At 74.7% G+C, this 14,034-nt stretch carries 12 protein-coding genes and 2 pseudogenes; 5 read left to right on the top strand and 9 right to left on the bottom strand.

Annotated features, from left to right (window positions below):
* Positions 1 to 59 precede the first annotated feature (59 nt).
* Both IF83_RS0123880 and IF83_RS0123875 read left to right on the top strand, forming a co-directional pair.
* Positions 60 to 929, top strand: coding sequence for an inositol monophosphatase family protein (locus IF83_RS0123880; protein WP_051723278.1), 870 nt, complete (start codon positions 60 to 62; stop codon positions 927 to 929).
* 545 nt (positions 930 to 1,474) lie between these two features.
* Complete coding sequence (locus IF83_RS0123875) at positions 1,475 to 2,887, top strand: phytoene desaturase family protein (RefSeq protein WP_208605935.1); 1,413 nt, start codon at positions 1,475 to 1,477, stop codon at positions 2,885 to 2,887.
* A gap of 126 nt (positions 2,888 to 3,013) precedes the next feature.
* Here the strand turns inward: IF83_RS0123875 and IF83_RS35015 are convergent.
* The 3 genes and pseudogenes from IF83_RS35015 to IF83_RS0123865 form a co-directional block, all read right to left on the bottom strand.
* A pseudogene (locus tag IF83_RS35015) lies at positions 3,014 to 3,238 on the bottom strand (Clp protease N-terminal domain-containing protein); the annotation flags it as partial.
* Between the two features lie 207 nt (positions 3,239 to 3,445).
* Positions 3,446 to 3,634: pseudogene (locus tag IF83_RS35715) on the bottom strand (Clp protease N-terminal domain-containing protein); the annotation flags it as partial.
* A 4-nt stretch (positions 3,635 to 3,638) separates the two neighbouring features.
* The gene (locus tag IF83_RS0123865; protein WP_030547450.1) at positions 3,639 to 3,863 is read right to left on the bottom strand and encodes a hypothetical protein; all 225 of its coding nucleotides are present in this window, start codon (positions 3,861 to 3,863) and stop codon (positions 3,639 to 3,641) included.
* A gap of 298 nt (positions 3,864 to 4,161) precedes the next feature.
* Here IF83_RS0123865 and IF83_RS0123860 point away from each other — a divergent pair, with 298 nt between their 5' ends.
* Complete coding sequence (locus tag IF83_RS0123860) at positions 4,162 to 5,709, top strand: DNA-3-methyladenine glycosylase 2 family protein (protein ID WP_030547448.1); 1,548 nt, start codon at positions 4,162 to 4,164, stop codon at positions 5,707 to 5,709.
* 377 nt (positions 5,710 to 6,086) lie between these two features.
* Positions 6,087 to 6,671: a methylated-DNA--[protein]-cysteine S-methyltransferase gene (locus IF83_RS0123855; protein ID WP_078843794.1), complete on the top strand. Its 585-nt coding sequence runs from the start codon at positions 6,087 to 6,089 to the stop codon at positions 6,669 to 6,671.
* 379 nt (positions 6,672 to 7,050) lie between these two features.
* Here the strand turns inward: IF83_RS0123855 and IF83_RS0123850 are convergent, their stop codons facing one another.
* Both IF83_RS0123850 and IF83_RS0123845 read right to left on the bottom strand, forming a co-directional pair.
* Positions 7,051 to 7,821, bottom strand: coding sequence for an SIR2 family NAD-dependent protein deacylase (locus IF83_RS0123850; protein ID WP_051723263.1), 771 nt, complete (start codon positions 7,819 to 7,821; stop codon positions 7,051 to 7,053).
* A gap of 313 nt (positions 7,822 to 8,134) precedes the next feature.
* Positions 8,135 to 8,731, bottom strand: coding sequence for an NUDIX domain-containing protein (locus IF83_RS0123845; protein ID WP_078843792.1), 597 nt, complete (start codon positions 8,729 to 8,731; stop codon positions 8,135 to 8,137).
* Positions 8,732 to 9,114: 383 nt separating this feature from the next.
* Here IF83_RS0123845 and IF83_RS0123840 point away from each other — a divergent pair, with 383 nt between their 5' ends.
* Positions 9,115 to 10,302 carry a glycerate kinase gene (locus IF83_RS0123840; RefSeq protein WP_244177183.1) on the top strand — a complete coding sequence of 396 codons (1,188 nt, stop codon included), beginning with the start codon at positions 9,115 to 9,117 and terminating at the stop codon, positions 10,300 to 10,302.
* A 337-nt stretch (positions 10,303 to 10,639) separates the two neighbouring features.
* Here IF83_RS0123840 and pssA read toward each other — a convergent pair whose 3' ends face one another.
* From pssA to IF83_RS0123820, 4 genes are all read right to left on the bottom strand, one after another.
* Positions 10,640 to 11,422, bottom strand: coding sequence for a CDP-diacylglycerol--serine O-phosphatidyltransferase (pssA, locus tag IF83_RS0123835; protein WP_078843801.1), 783 nt, complete (start codon positions 11,420 to 11,422; stop codon positions 10,640 to 10,642).
* Between the two features lie 55 nt (positions 11,423 to 11,477).
* Positions 11,478 to 12,125: a phosphatidylserine decarboxylase gene (locus IF83_RS0123830; protein WP_030547436.1), complete on the bottom strand. Its 648-nt coding sequence runs from the start codon at positions 12,123 to 12,125 to the stop codon at positions 11,478 to 11,480.
* Between the two features lie 190 nt (positions 12,126 to 12,315).
* Entirely contained in the window at positions 12,316 to 13,521 is a 1,206-nt protein-coding gene (locus IF83_RS0123825) for an acyl-CoA dehydrogenase family protein (protein WP_030547434.1), read from the bottom strand.
* The gene (locus IF83_RS0123820) at positions 13,521 to 14,033 is read right to left on the bottom strand and encodes a MaoC family dehydratase (RefSeq protein ID WP_019710957.1); all 513 of its coding nucleotides are present in this window, start codon (positions 14,031 to 14,033) and stop codon (positions 13,521 to 13,523) included. Before IF83_RS0123820 ends, IF83_RS0123825 begins: the two co-directional genes overlap by 1 nt.
* Between the last annotated feature and the right edge of the window lies 1 nt (position 14,034).

The raw sequence follows: 14,034 nt of genomic DNA, 5'->3' as shown, positions 1-14,034 counted from the left end.
TTGGTGCCGGATGTCCCGGCAGGGGCGGGGTGTCCGACGGTCGTGATTCGATGGACCACATGATCGATGACTTGTCCGCGGAGGAGTGGGCCAAGCTGCTGGACGCCGCCGAGCAGGCCGTGCGCGAAGCCGTGGCCGCCGAGGTGATGCCGCGTTTCCGGCAGCTCGCCTCGCACGAGATCGACGTGAAGACCGGGCCGCACGACCTGGTCACGGTCGCGGACCGGCTGGCGGAGGAACGGCTGACCGCGGCACTGCCCGCGCTGCTGCCGGGCTCCGTCGTGGTCGGTGAGGAGGCCGTGTCCGCGGACCGGCGGGTGCTGGAGGCGCTGGAGGGCCCCGCGCCGGTCTGGATCGTCGACCCGGTGGACGGCACCCGCCAGTTCGTCCACGGCGACCCGGGCTTCTCGACCCTCGTCGCGCTCGCCCGCGAGGGGGAGGTGCTGGCCTCCTGGACGTACGCGCCGGCCACCGACCGGATGGCGGTCGCGGTGAAGGGCGGCGGCGCCCGCCTCAACGGGGAGTTGCTGCGCTGCGGTGCCGCGCAGCCCGGCGAACTGCTGGAGATCGCCACCTCGCACCCCGACTTCACCTCGCTGGAGGAGGACGAGGCCTTCGCCCGGCTCGTGGTCGACGGGGTGGCGCCCCGGCCGTGCGGCTCGGCGGGGCTGGAGTATCTGCACGTCGCCCAGGGAACGCTGGACGCGGTCGCGTTCGGCTGGGAGAACGCCTGGGACCACGCGGCGGGCCTGCTGCTCGTGGCCGAAGCGGGCGGGGCGAGCGCCACCATGTCGGGCGAGCCGTTCCACCTCGCCGGCGGCAACGCCCTGCCCTTCACGGCCGCCCGAGACGGGCGCACGGCCCGGCGGATCCTGGAACTGATGCGCGGCTCGGACCTGCCGAAGCGCAAGGACCAGAGCGGTCACTGAGCCGGTCCCGCGCCGGGGGCCGGGGCCGGGGCGAGGGCCGGCACCGGGGCCGGCCTGCGCTCCCGGAGCTGCCGGGCCTGATCGCGGAAGAGAGCGCGCAGGGCCGCCGAACGCAGACGGCTGCTCGTTGCCCGGCGCCCGGCCGGAGGCCCGGGCCGGAGCGAGAAGCCGGGGCCGGCGCCGGGCCCGGGCGTGGCCGGGGAGACGGTGCCGGGGCGAGGCCGGGCCCAGTGCCCGGGGCGGGCAGTGGGGCCGGGGCCGGGCCCGCACCGTATCCGGTGCTCCGCCGCCGGGCGGGCCTATCCTGGCCACCGGCCGGTAACCGAGCCGCCCGCCCGGCCCGCTGACGGACGTTCAGCGGAACGGGCGGACGCGCGGTGCCGGCCGGAGACCGCACCACCGGGAACGCCGCCGGCCGACCCACCGCAGACCGGGAACCGAGCGGAAGCCGTCAAGGGCCGCCCGGGAACACCGCGCGCGGCGGACCGGACCGGCGGGCGGGCCCGGGGGACCAGCAGCCGAAGGGGAGTCGTACGGTGCCGTCGATGCTCGATGCGGTGGTGGTGGGAACGGGGCCCAACGGCCTGACCGCCGCCGTCGAACTGGCCCGCCGCGGATACGCCGTGGCCGCCTACGAGGCCCGGGACGAGGTCGGCGGCGGGGCCCGCACCGAGGAGCTGACGCTCCCCGGCTTCCGCCACGACACGTGCTCCGCCGTCCACCCGCTCGGCGTCGGCTCGCCCGCGTTCGACACCATGCCGCTCGGCCGCTTCGGGCTGGAGTGGCTCCATCACGACCTGCCGCTGGCCCACCCCTGGGAGGACGGCACCGCCGCCGTGCTGGCCCCGTCGGTGGCGGAGACCGCCGCCTCGCTCGGTGCCCGCGACGCGGGCGCGTACCGGCGGCTGCTGGAGCCGTTCACCGGGCACTGGGAGACCCTCTCCGCCGACTTCCTGCGCACCCAGTGGCTCGGCATGCCCCGTGATCCGCTGCGCTGGGCCCGTTTCATGAGCCTCGCCGGTCTGCCGGTGGCCGTGCTGTCCCGCCTGTTCCGCGGGGGGAAGGCGCGCGCCCTGCTGGCCGGACTGGCCGGGCACGTGATCGCCACGCCGACGAGCATCGCCTCCGGCGGGGTCGCGCTGATGTTCGCCCTCGCCGCGCACGAGCGGGGCTGGCCCATCGCGCGCGGCGGCTCGCAGGGAATCTCCGACGCCCTCACCGGCTACTTGCGGGAGCTGGGCGGCACGGTCCACACCGGCGTCACCGTCAAACGGCTGGACGAGCTGCCGCCCGCGCGCGCGTACGTCTTCGACACCGCGCCGGGCGCCCTCGCGAGGATCGCCGGACTGGGCAACGCCTACCGCGGCTTCCGGCACGGACCGGGCGTCTTCAAGATCGACTACGCGCTGTCGGGCCCGGTGCCGTGGACGGCCCCGGAGGCGCGGCGGGCCGGCACGGTCCACATCGGCCCCACGTACGGGGAGATCGACGACGCGCTGCGGCGGGCGGTCGGCGGACGGGACCCGAAGACGCCGCTGCTGCTCACCGCCCAGCCCACCCTGATCGACCCGAGCCGCGCGCCGGAGGGCAAGCACACCTTCTGGGCGTACGGCCATGTGCCGAACGGCTGGACGGGCGACGCCACCGAGGTGATCGAGCGGCAGCTCGAACGGTTCGCCCCCGGATTCCGCGATCTGGTCCTGGCCCGTGCCACCGCCGGACCGCCCGAGATGGCCGCGAAGAACGCCAACTACGTGGGCGGCGACATCGGGTGCGGGGCCTTCGACGGCCTCCAGTCGGCGATCCGGCCGAAGCTCGCCCGGGTGCCGTACAGCACCGCGCACCCCGCGGTCTTCCTCTGCTCCTCCGCGACCCCGCCCGGCGGCGGCGTCCACGGCATGTGCGGCCACCACGCCGCCCGCCAGGTCTGGCGCCGGCTGCGGGGGATGGCCCGCTGAGACGGCGGTCCCTGTGGGCGCCGTTCGCCGGCGGCCGGGCCGGGGCCCGTGGCGGGCCCGGGGCACGCGCACCGGCCGCCCGCCGGGCCGTTCCGTCCGGCGGGCGGCCGCTCCGCCGCGGCCGCGTCAGGCCGCCCGGCGGAGGCCGGACAGGATCGCGGCGCGCGCCGTGCCCGGCTCGACGCCCATCCGGCGCAGTACGGAGGTGGTGACCTTGTCCTCCGGGTTGAGCAGCCCCAACAGCACGTGTTCCGTACCGATATGACGGTCCTTGAGGGAGAGCGCCTCGCGCAGGGAACGCTCCAGTGCCTTCTTGGCGCGCGGCGTGAAGGGCAGATGCCCGCCGGGGCGGGAACCGCCGCGCGGGTCGCGCCGGAACGGGAACAGCCGCCGGAGACCCCGGCCGGGTGCCGTCCTCTCCGGGGCGGGGTCGAGTGCCCCGGGTCCGAAGGCCGCCTCCGCGCGGCTGCGGATCTCGTCCAGGTCGATGCCCAGGGAGCGCAGGGACTCGGCGTCGTCCGGGCCCAGTCCGCTGCCTCCCCGGTCCGTCAGCCGCTCGACCTCGGTCCGTAAGGACCCGGACGTGACGCCGAGCCGGGACAGTGCCGCGGCGGCCGGGTCGTCCCGCCGGGACAGCGCGGCGAGCAGCAGATGCTCCGAACCGATCTCCGGGTGTCCGAGGTCCCGCGTCTCCCGCTGCGCCTGAACAACGATCTGCCGTGCCTGGTCGGTGAACCGCTCGAACATCCCGTTACCTCCTCGCGTGCTTCTTGTGGACGGCCTGCCTGCTCACGCCGAGCGCGGTGCCGATCTCTTCCCAGGACCAGCCCTGGCGGCGCGCGCTGTCGACCTGGAGTGCCTCCAGCCGCTCCACGAGCCGCCGCAGCGCCGCCACCGCGCGCAGCCCGACCGCGGGGTCGCGGTCCATGGCGGCCTCGGCCGTGTCGCGGGTTTCTCTCGCCTCTGTTCCTGCCATGCTCGTCAATCTAGGTTGACGAGGGATTCCTGTCAACCGTGGTTGACGGGATGGGGGGTGCCGAGCACGGCAGGCCAGAACGCCGCCGCGTACGGGAGGGCCGCCGCGTACGGGAGCGCCGCCGGTTCCGGTGCGGCGCAGGGGGGAACTCCCGCACCCGCGGGCGGACGCACGGCCGTCGGCCGCAGCGCGGCCGGGGGAGACGGGCGGGCCGGGGCCGGGAGCCGGGCACTGCCCCGGGGAGGCTCATGTCGGAAATCCGCCAGTACCACGCCGCGCCGTCCCCGATGCTGGAGGCATGCACACCGACACCGAGAGCTGCGTGCGGGCCGTGCGGTCGAAGGACGCGCGGTTCGACGGCTGGTTCTTCACCGCCGTCCGCACCACCGGCATCTACTGCCGTCCGAGCTGCCCGGCCGTGCCCCCCAAGCCCGAGAACATGACCTTCCACCCCAGTGCCGCCGCCGCCCAGCAGGCCGGCTACCGGGCCTGCAAGCGCTGCCGCCCCGACGCCACCCCCGGCTCACCGCAGTGGAACGAGCGCGCCGATCTCACCGCCCGCGCCATGCGGCTCATCGCCGACGGCGTCGTCGACCGCGAAGGCGTTCCCGGGCTCGCCGCCCGCCTCGGCTACAGCACCCGGCAGATCGAGCGCCAGCTCCACGCCGAACTGGGCGCCGGACCGCTCGCGCTCGCCCGCGCCCAGCGCGCCCAGACCGCCCGGCTGCTCATCGAGACCAGCGAACTCCCCATGACCGACATCGCGTTCGCGGCCGGCTTCGCCAGCGTCCGGGCGTTCAACGAGACGGTGCGGGAGGTCTTCGCGCTCGCGCCGACCCAGCTGCGCACCCGGGCCGGGCGCGGCCGTGCCGGCGCCGGCCCGGGCGGCGCTCCGTACCGGGAGCGCCAGGCCCCGCACCCCGGCGCCGGCCTCCCCGGTTCCGTTCCCGCTCCCGCCACCCTCACCCTCCGGCTGCCGTACCGGGCACCGCTGCACCCCGACAACCTCTTCGGCCATCTCGCCGCCACGGCCGTGCCCGGCGTCGAGGAGTGGCGGGACGGCGCCTACCGGCGCACCCTCCGCCTTCCCTACGGACACGGGGTCGTCAGCCTGCACCCCGGGCCCGGACACATCGGCTGCCGCCTCTCCCTCACCGACCCGCGCGACCTGACCGGGGCCATCAGCCGCTGCCGCCGCCTGCTCGACCTCGACGCCGACCCCGTCGCCGTGGACGAGCTGCTGCGCGCCGACCCGGTCCTCGCGCCGCTCGTGGACAAGGCGCCCGGACGCCGGGTGCCGCGCACCGTGGACGCCGCCGAGTTCGCCGTACGGGCCGTCCTCGGCCAGCAGGTGTCCACCGCGGCCGCCCGCACCCACGCGGGACGGCTCGTCCGCGCACACGGCGATCCGGTGGACGACCCCGAGGGCGGCGGCCTCACCCACCTCTTTCCGTCCCCCGAGGCGCTCGCCGGCCTCGACCCGGAGAAACTCGCCCTGCCCCGCAGCCGCCGGACCACGCTCACCACGCTCGTCGCCGCGCTCGCGTCCGGCGATCTCGCGCTGGACCCCGGCAGTGACTGGCGCTCGACCCGCGAACGCCTCGCCGCGCTGCCCGGGTTCGGGCCCTGGACCGTCGAGACCATCGCGATGCGCGCCCTCGGCGACCCCGACGCCTTCCTCCCCACCGACCTCGGCCTGCGCCGCGCCGCCGCCGCGTGCGAACTGCCCGCGACCCCGGCCGCGCTCACCGCCCGCGCCGCGGCCTGGCGCCCCTGGCGCGCCTACGCCGTCCAGTACCTGTGGGCGACCGACGACCACCCCATCAACCACATGCCCGCCGGGTGAGGACCCCGGACCCGCGCCACCACCCGGCCATCCGCCGACCACATGCCCGCCGGGTGGGTGAGGAGTTCGGACCCGCGCCACCGCCCGGCGGCACCACCGGCCCGGCCATCCGCCCGGCCGCACGTGAGTCCGCACCCAGCTCGGCCGCACTGCGTCCGCACCCGGCCCGGCCGTGCCGCACCCCCCGATCGGCCGCGGAGCGCATCCGCACCGCTCGGCCGCGCACGGCTCCCGCACCCCCCGGGGCGCGGGAGAAACCCGCACCCGCGGACCGTCCGCGGACCGCACACGCACCCGCATCGCACCGCCGCCCCGCGCACCGCACCGCCGGTGCCCCGTACTGTACGAACCGGCCCCTCACGGAGGAACGCAGCGAGATGTCCCAGCCCACCACCACCCACACCGTCGTCGACAGCCCGGTAGGCCCGCTGACGCTGGTCGCCACCGACGGCGTCCTCTCCGGCCTGTACATGACCGGTCAGCGCCACCGCCCCGCCGAGGAGACCTTCGGCAGCCCCACCGGCCCCGGCGGCGCACCGTTCGGTGACGTCGTCCGCTTCCTCGACGCCTACTTCGCCGGGGAGCGCCCGGACTTCGACCTGCCGCTGCACATGGCGGGAACGCCGTTCCAGCGGAAGGTCTGGGCCGCGCTGCGCGACATCCCGTACGGCGAGACGCTCAGCTACGGCGAACTCGCCACCGCGCTCGGCAGGCCGACGGCCTCCCGTGCCGTCGGCATGGCCAACGGCAGGAATCCGATCGGCATCATCGTCCCCTGCCACCGCGTGATCGGTGCGGGCGGCGGTCTCACCGGCTACGGCGGCGGCCTCGACCGCAAGCGCCAACTCCTGGCCCTGGAGGGCGCGATCCCGGCCCCGGCCCTGACTCCGATCCCCGCGCCCGGCTCGCCCGCGGTGTCCACCCCGGCCGGAGCGGGCTCCGCCCACGCGGTCCTCTTCTGAGACCCGGGCCCGGAGCGCGGCGGGACACCGGAGGGCGCGCGGGGAGGCGGCCTCGCGCCGCCGTTCCCCCGTTTCCCGGCCATCTGCCGCCCTCCGGTCGCTCTGCTGACGCCGGGCCCCCGCGCGGTCCGGCCGGGAGCGCCTCGCCGGCCCGCGCACTCGGCCCCTTCTCCGGGCCGGCCCACGGCGCGGGCACCCCAGGGGCGCCGGATACACAGGACGGTGCGGGCAGGCCGGTCCTGCGCCATCCACCGCCCTTCCGGCCACCTGCCGCGCTCCCGGTGCCGCGCCGGCGCTCCGGGCGCGCAGCTCCGGCCCGGGCCCCGGGCCCCGGGCCCCGGGCACCGGGCAACCTGGAGCCGCCCGCGCTCGGCCGGGGCTACGCGCCCTCCTTCGCGATCCGGTCCAGCAGCTCCGGGAGCGCGGTGCCGATCGGTTCCCGCACGACCTCGTCGGCGTGGTCGTCGTACGGCGTGGGCTCGGCGTTGACGATGACGAGCCGGGCGCCGTGCCGCGCCGCCGTCCCGGCCAGCGAGGCGGCGGGCTGCACCTGAAGACTCGTCCCGACCGTGACCATGACCTGGCACGCCTTCGCGATCGCCGTCGCCTGCCCCAGCACCTCCGGGTCCAGACGCTCGCCGAACATCACCGTGGCCGACTTGAGGATCCCGCCGCAGACCCGGCACGGCGGGTCCTCCTCGCCCGCCGCCACCCGCTCCAGCGCCTCCTCCATCGACGAGCGCGCGTGGCACCGCGTACAGCGCACGGCCCGCGCCGTGCCGTGCAGCTCCAGCACCTTGCGGTCGGGCATCCCGGCCATCTGGTGCAGCCCGTCCACGTTCTGGGTGATCACCCGCACCGGCACCCCCGACCGCTCCAGCTCCGCGACGGCCCGGTGGGCGGCGTTCGGGCGGGCGCGCAGCGCGGTGCTGTCCCGGCGCATCCGCCAGGAGCGACGCCGGATCTCCGGATCGCCCATGTAGTACTCGTACGTGACGAGCTTCTGCGCCTCCGGGTCCCGCCGCCACAGTCCCGCCGGGCCCCGGTAGTCGGGAATGCCCGAGTCGGTCGAGATCCCGGCCCCGCTGAGAACCGCCACCAGCGGCGGCTTCCCCTCCGTGCCGCTGCCATGTCCATTGCCGCTGCTCATGCGCCCGAGAGTAAGCGGCGGAACACGGCCCCGCGAGCCGTTTGCGCGTGCTCCGCCGGTCCGTGCCGCCGGGCCGCCCGCGCCGGCCGGTCATGCCGCCCGGCGGCGGGACGGGACCCCCGCGTGGCCGGACAGCGGCCGGGCGGTCCCCCCGTCCCGGCCGGGAGCCGGTACGGCGCCGGCCCTGTTGCGCCGTACCGGCCGGCTCGCTGGCGGGCAGCGCGTCCCGGCGGCCCGGGTCACGGGTCTGGGGGCGCAGCCGGGGCCGGGCCGCCCTGGCGGCGGGCGGCGCGTCCCGGCCGGAGAACCCGGCTCAGCCGGCGAGCGTGCCGCCCGGCTCCCGGCCGTGTTCCAGTTCCACCGGGGACCTGCCCGCCGCACGGGCGGCGAGGGCGGCGCGGACGCGGCGGTCCATGTCGGGGCTGAGGTAGCTGCCGAGCTCGTCCGGGTGCACCAGGCGCCAGGCGGTGAGCTCCTCCTCCTGGAGCCGGATGGCCGCGAGCTGCCGTTCGTCCAGGACTCCGCCGTCGTAGAGGTACGAGACGATCGGCGGGCGGCCCGGGCCCGGCACCCAGTCGACGGCGAGCAGCGGGCCGAGATCCACGTCGAGGCCGATCTCCTCCGCCGTCTCGCGGCGGGCGCCCTGCCGGGGGGTCTCGCCGAGGTCGGATTCCACGGTGCCGCCGGGGAAGATCCACCGGCCGTCGTCGCGGTAGTTGGGCTCGACGACGAGGACGTGGCCCCGGGCGTCCTGGAAGAGGGCCGCGGCACCGGCGAGAATCTTGGGCAGTCCGGCGATGTAGGCGGCGTAGTCGGCGTCGGCCCCGGTAGCGGCGGTCTCGGCGCCGGTGGTCCCAGCGGTCCCGGTGTTTCCGGCCGTCTCCGTGTCGTGAGTCTCGGTGGTGGTCATCCCTCCGAGCGTAGTGCCCCGCCGGAACCCGAGGCTCGGCCCGTCAACCCGGGTAGACGCGGGAGCCGGCTCCCCGGCTCCCCGGCTCCCCGGCTCCGTACTCCGGGCCCCGGACCCGACGGCAGCGCCGCGGGGTCCGTCCCCGGCCGCGTCCCCAGCGGCCTCCGCGGCCGCGTCCACGTTCGCGGCGTCCAACACCGCCACCGCTTCCAGGGCATCGCCGCCCCCGCCCGCGGTCGGTCCGGCCCGTCCGGCCATGGGGTGAATCGGCTACCGCGCCCGGTTGACGCGCGGTTCCCGCGGTCCGGGGGTGTGGGCGGCCGGGTGCGGCGCGGGTAGGGTCACGGCGTCATCACCGTCCGTACGGAAGCGAGGGGTGCACGGTGCCCGACACCGCAGGGGCAGAGACGGGGACGCAGGCGGGAGCGGGGGCCGGGGCGGCGGTGCTGATCGCCACCGACAAGTTCAAGGGCTCGCTCACGGCCGCCGAGGTCGACCGGTACCTCACCGAGGGCATCCGCCGGGCCGCTCCCGGGGCGCGGATCGAGGCCGTGCCCGTGGCCGACGGCGGGGACGGCACGGTCGACGCCGCCCACGCCGCCGGGTTCGAGCGCCGCGAGGCCGTCGTCACCGGGCCGCTCGGCGCCTCGCACACGGCCCGCTACGCGCTCCGCGGTTCCACCGCCGTCGTCGAGATGGCCGAGGCGTCCGGGCTCCGCCACCTCCCCGCCGGGCGGTTCGCCCCGCGCACGGCCACCACCTACGGGACCGGGGAGCTGCTGCGGGCCGCACTGGACGCCGGGGCGCGGGAGATCGTCCTCGGCGTCGGCGGCTCCGCCACCACCGACGGCGGCGCCGGGATGCTCACCGCGCTCGGCGCCCGCTTCCTGACGCCCGCCGGTGAGCCGGTCCCGCCCGGGGGCGGCGGGCTCCGGGAGCTGGCGACCGCCGATCTGTCCGGCCTCGACCCCCGCCTCGCCGCGACGGACCTGGTCCTGGCCAGTGACGTCGACAACCCGCTGACCGGCCCGCACGGTGCCGCCGCCGTCTACGGGCCGCAGAAGGGCGCGACCGAGGCGGACGTGCGGATCCTGGACCACGCCCTCGTCCACTACGCCACCGTGCTGCACCGGGTCCTCGGGGCGCGCGCGTCCGAGTGCGCCGCCGCGCCGGGCGCCGGTGCGGCGGGCGGCGTCGGGTACGGAGCCCTGGCCGTGCTCGGGGCCCGTTTCCGGCCGGGGATCGAGGTGCTGCTGGAGGTGCTGGGCTTCGACGCCGCCCTGCGGCGGGCCGGTCTGGTCGTCACGGGTGAGGGCTCGCTCGACGAGCAGACGCTGCGCGGCAAGGCCCCGGCGGGCGTGGCCGCCGCGGCACGGGCGGCGGGGAAGCCCGTGGTGGCCGTCTGCGGACGGCTGGCCCTCTCCGCCGGGCAGCTCGCCGGGGCCGGGATCGGGCACGCCTACGCCCTCACCGACTTGGAGCCCGACCCGGCGGTCTGCATCGACCGCGCGGGGCCGCTGCTGGTGCGGGTGGGAGAGCGGCTGGCCGCCGACCGGCTGGGGGCCGTCTAGCCACGGCCCGGCTCCCATCCGGCCCTCGTCTGCCTTAGTCCGGCCTGCCTCCGTCAGCCGGCCTCGGCGGCCCCGGCCGTCCGCGCCCGGGGCCGGCTCGCGGGCCTCCTGGCGCACCCGTGGCAAAGCGGGGCGGCAGTTCTCCGGAGCCGGCGGCAGAGGCCCGGTCCGGTACTCGGCAGGGGGCGACGGCCCCGGGCACGGAAGCCCGGAAACGCCCGGACGGGGGCCGGAGACCCGGAGCGGGCGACCCGGACCCCCGGTCGCGAACCGGAAACGCCCGTGGGCCCGAGCGGAGTGCTCGGGCCCACGGGCGCGTACGACGGGCAAGGGAGTGCTACGGCAGCTGGGCCGCCCGGGCCTCGCGGCGGTTGTCGCGGAAGGTGTTCACCCGCCGCGCCGTGGCGAAGAGCGGGATCACCGCGCCCAGCACCACCTGGAGCGCGCAGCCCGTCTGGAGCAGGAGCTGCCCGCCGGGGGAGTCGAAGGCCCAGGCCGCGAGCATGCCCATGCTCGCGGCGATCCAGGCGAGCATGGCGACCGCAAGCGGCCCCCGCGGCTTCGGGTACTCGACCCGGCTCACCATCAGCCACGCCACCCCGATGATCGCCAGCAGCGTCGGGAAGAACGGCAGTTCCAGCAGCACGATCGACACGACCGTCAGGGCTCCGAACGGCGAGGGCATCCCCTGGAAGATGCCGTCCCGCAGCGTGACGCAGGAGAACCGCGCCAGCCGCAGCACCACCGCCAGCAGCACCACGATGGCGGCCACCGCGGACATCAGCTGGTGGGCGCCGTCGGTGACCATGCCCCACACCACGACGAAGTACGCCGGCGCCAGACCGAAGCTGACCAGGTCGGAGAGGTTGTCCAGCTCCGCGCCCATCGCCGAGCTGCGGAGCTTGCGCGCCACGAGCCCGTCGAAGAGGTCGAAGACCGAGGCGAGCAGCATCAGCATGACGGCGGTCGCGGCGCTGTGCCGCGCCATGCCGCTGACCTCGCTGCCCGTGATGTGCGGGATGAGCACCCCGGTGGTGGTGAAGTACACCGCCAGGAAGCCGCAGGTGGCGTTACCGAGCGTGAGGGCGTCCGCTATCGACAGGCGTGTCGACAGCGGCATGTCGTCGTCCTCGTCGGCCTCGGTGTCGGGGACCCACGAGCCGCTGGCCCGGGAATCAATCACGGTCAAGACGAGTCACCCCTGCCTGTGTGGCCTGGCCCACCTCGACGTCCACCTCGACCCCTTCCGGGAGGTAGATGTCGACGCGTGAGCCGAAGCGGATCAGGCCGATGCGCTCACCCTGCTCGACCTTCGTGCCCTGCGTGACGTACGGGACGATGCGGCGCGCCACGGCGCCGGCGATCTGCACCATCTCGATGTCGCCGAGCTCGGTGTCGAAGTGCCAGACCACCCGCTCGTTGTTCTCGCTCTCCTTGTTGAACGCCGGGACGAATCCGCCGGGGACGTGCTCGACGGAGGTCACCGTGCCGGCGAGCGGGGCACGGTTGACGTGGACGTTCAGCGGGCTCATGAAGATCGCGACGCGGGTGCGTCCGTCCTTCCACGGCATGATGCTCTGCACCACACCGTCGGCCGGCGAGATCACTCTGCCCTGGGTGATCTCGCGCTCGGGGTCGCGGAAGAACCACAGCATGCCCGCCGCCAGAGCGGTGGCGGGCACGGCGACCGCTGCCGCGCGCCCGGAACGCCGGGCGCGGGACAGGCTGATGGCCGCGGTGGCCACGGTCGGGAGGAGCCACGGCGACGCGCCGCGCGCGAGGCGGACCCGGCCGCGTGGTGCAGAGGGTTGGCTGTGGGGCATGGATGACCTTCGTAGCGGATGATGCCGCGCTTCGACTGGGGACGGCGGCTTTCCGGGATGGTATCGGTTACGAGCGGCAACTGGGCAAGCCAGAAGCTCAGTCGATGTCCGAACAGTGATCACCCCGGGTGAGCTTCCGTGATCTTCCCGCAGGGAGGAATCGGTACCGAAGCGGAGCGATCCACTGCGATCACCCCTGGAACCGGTATTCCTCCAGCAGACGGCGGCCAATGATCATTTTCTGAATCTCGGCGGTGCCTTCTCCGATGAGAAGCATCGGCGCCTCGCGGTAGAGACGCTCGATCTCGTACTCCTTGGAGAAGCCGTAGCCGCCGTGGATCCGGAAAGCGTCCTCGACGACCTCTTTGCAGTACTCGGAGGCGAGATACTTCGCCATGCCCGCTTCGAGGTCGTTCCGTTCCCCGGAGTCCTTTTTGCGTGCTGCGTTCACCATCATCGCATGAGCGGCCTCGACCTTGGTGGCCATCTCGGCCAGTTTGAACTGGATCGCCTGGTGCTGGGCGATCGGCTTGCCGAAGGTCGTGCGCTGCTGCGCGTAGGAAACGCCCAGCTCGAAGGCGCGCTGGGCGACTCCGCAGCCGCGGGCGGCGACGTTGACGCGGCCGACCTCGACCCCGTCCATCATGTGATAGAAGCCACGTCCGGTGACGCCGCCGAGCACGCGGTCGGCGGGGATCCGCAGTCCGTCCATGATGAGTTCGGTCGTGTCGACGCCCTTGTACCCCATCTTGTCGATCTTGCCGGGGATGGTGAGGCCCGGGCGGACCTCGCCGAAGCCCGGCTCCTTCTCGACGAGGAAGGTCGTCATCGACTTGTGCGGGGCGGTGCCCTCGGGGTGGCCCTCGTCCGTGCGGCAGAGCACCGCGACGAGCGTGGACGTGCCGCCGTTGGTCAGCCACATCTTCTGCCCGTTGAGGACGTACTCGTCGCCGTCCCGGACGCCCTTGGAGGAGATCGCCGAGACGTCGGAGCCGAGCGCCGGCTCGGACATCGAGAAGGCGCCGCGCACCTCGCCGGCCGCCATCCGCGGAAGGAAGTGGTCCTTCTGCTCCTGGGTGCCGTGCTGCTTGAGCATGTACGCCACGATGAAGTGGGTGTTGATGATGCCCGAGACGCTCATCCAGCCGCGGGCGATCTCCTCCACGCACAGCGCGTAGGTGAGCAGCGACTCACCGAGGCCGCCGTACTCCTCGGGGATCATCAGGCCGAAGATGCCGAGTTCCTTGAGGCCCTCGACGATCTGGGTGGGGTACTCGTCGCGGTGCTCCAGCTCGGTGGCGACCGGGATGATCTCCTTGTCGACGAAGTCCCGGACGGTGGAGAGGATCTCCTGCTGGATGTCGGTCAGGCCGTGGGTCTGCGCGAGACGGCTCATCACTTCTCCTGGGACTTGAGCTGGGGGCGGCCGGGCTGCTCGCCGCCGCGCGCCTCGGTGTACTTCGCCGTCGGGACCATCACCTTGCGCCGGAAGACGCAGACCAGGGTGCCGTCCTGCTTGTAGCCCTTGGTCTCGACGTAGACGATGCCGCGGTCGTCCTTGGACCGGGACGGGGTCTTGTCGAGGACCGTGGTCTCGCCGTAGATGGTGTCGCCGTGGAAGGTCGGCGCCACGTGCTTCAGCGACTCGATCTCCAGGTTGGCGATGGCCTTGCCGGAGACGTCCGGCACGGACATGCCGAGCAGCAGCGAGTAGATGTAGTTGCCCACCACGACGTTCTTGCCGAAGTCCGTCGTCTTCTCGGCGTAGTTGACGTCCATGTGGAGCGGGTGGTGGTTCATGGTGAGCAGACAGAAGAGGTGGTCGTCGTACTCGGTGACCGTCTTCCCGGGCCAGTGCTTGTAGACCGCGCCGACCTCGAACTCTTCGTAGGTGCGTCCGAACTGCATG

Origin of the sequence: Streptomyces albus subsp. albus, assembly GCF_000719865.1 — a bacterium.
GTDB classification, from domain to species: Bacteria; Actinomycetota; Actinomycetes; order Streptomycetales; family Streptomycetaceae; genus Streptomyces; species Streptomyces albus_E.
This window is presented reverse-complemented; position numbering and strand designations above follow the sequence as displayed.

What these genes read in the sequence shown, in the direction of transcription:
- IF83_RS0123825 (WP_030547434.1), bottom strand. Translation starts at nt 13,521, where the DNA reads ATGAGCCGTCTCGCGCAGACCCACGGCCTGACCGACATCCAGCAGGAG.
- IF83_RS0123875 (WP_208605935.1), top strand. Translation starts at nt 1,475, where the DNA reads ATGCTCGATGCGGTGGTGGTGGGAACGGGGCCCAACGGCCTGACCGCC.
- IF83_RS0123845 (WP_078843792.1), bottom strand. Translation starts at nt 8,731, where the DNA reads ATGACCACCACCGAGACTCACGACACGGAGACGGCCGGAAACACCGGG.
- IF83_RS0123865 (WP_030547450.1), bottom strand. Translation starts at nt 3,863, where the DNA reads ATGGCAGGAACAGAGGCGAGAGAAACCCGCGACACGGCCGAGGCCGCC.
- IF83_RS0123880 (WP_051723278.1), top strand. Translation starts at nt 60, where the DNA reads ATGATCGATGACTTGTCCGCGGAGGAGTGGGCCAAGCTGCTGGACGCC.
- IF83_RS0123860 (WP_030547448.1), top strand. Translation starts at nt 4,162, where the DNA reads ATGCACACCGACACCGAGAGCTGCGTGCGGGCCGTGCGGTCGAAGGAC.
- IF83_RS0123855 (WP_078843794.1), top strand. Translation starts at nt 6,087, where the DNA reads ATGTCCCAGCCCACCACCACCCACACCGTCGTCGACAGCCCGGTAGGC.
- IF83_RS0123830 (WP_030547436.1), bottom strand. Translation starts at nt 12,125, where the DNA reads ATGCCCCACAGCCAACCCTCTGCACCACGCGGCCGGGTCCGCCTCGCG.
- IF83_RS0123850 (WP_051723263.1), bottom strand. Translation starts at nt 7,821, where the DNA reads ATGAGCAGCGGCAATGGACATGGCAGCGGCACGGAGGGGAAGCCGCCG.
- IF83_RS0123820 (WP_019710957.1), bottom strand. Translation starts at nt 14,033, where the DNA reads ATGCAGTTCGGACGCACCTACGAAGAGTTCGAGGTCGGCGCGGTCTAC.
- pssA (WP_078843801.1), bottom strand. Translation starts at nt 11,422, where the DNA reads ATGCCGCTGTCGACACGCCTGTCGATAGCGGACGCCCTCACGCTCGGT.